The organism is Methanobrevibacter filiformis (assembly GCF_001639265.1).
Classification (GTDB): Archaea; Methanobacteriota; Methanobacteria; order Methanobacteriales; family Methanobacteriaceae; genus Methanacia; species Methanacia filiformis.
The window spans coordinates 1-752 of record NZ_LWMT01000184.1; the positions used below are offsets into that span (position 1 = coordinate 1).

General features: G+C 32.8%; 1 protein-coding gene. It reads left to right on the forward strand.

What is annotated here, in order from left to right; genetic code table 11:
- Positions 1 to 752, forward strand: a 752-nt coding sequence (locus tag MBFIL_RS04880; RefSeq protein WP_157078677.1) for a DUF11 domain-containing protein, incomplete at both ends; no start/stop codon positions are given.

A 752-nucleotide genomic window follows, 5' to 3' on the forward strand; every position in this document is an offset into this window, starting at 1 on the left:
GACTAATGCTTCTGGTGTTTTTGTTATTGAGAATTTAACTAATAACAGTAAAGTGCAGTTTGTTAGTGCTAATGCAAGTAAAGGATCATATAATAATGTTTCTGGGATTTGGAATATTGGTGATTTGAGTACTGGTGAATCTGTGAGTTTGAATATTACTGTTTTAGTCGTTGGTAATGGTAGTATTTTGAATGTTGTGAATGTTACTACTGATGAGCCTAATACTGGTGATCCTGATGATAATGAGACTGTCACTGTAAACGATACTGTTAATGTGAGTATTGTTAAGGTTGCGAATGTTACTGTTGTGAGTGTTGGTGATAATGTTTTGTACACTATTACTGTGACTAATAATGGTTTGACTAATGCTTCTGGTGTTTTTGTTATTGAGAATTTAACTAATAACAGTAAAGTGCAGTTTGTTAGTGCTAATGCAAGTAAAGGATCATATAATAATGTTTCTGGGATTTGGAATATTGGTGATTTGAGTACTGGTGAATCTGTAAGTTTGAATATTACTGTTTTAGTCGTTGGTAATGGTAGTATTTTGAATGTTGTGAATGTTACTACTGATGAGCCTAATACTGGTGATCCTGATGATAATGAGACTGTCACTGTAAATAACACTGTTAATGTGAGTATTGTTAAGGTTGCGAATGTTACTGTTGTGAGTGTTGGTGATAATGTTTTGTACACTATTACTGTGACTAATAATGGTTTGACTAATGCTTCTGGTGTTTTTGTTATTGAGA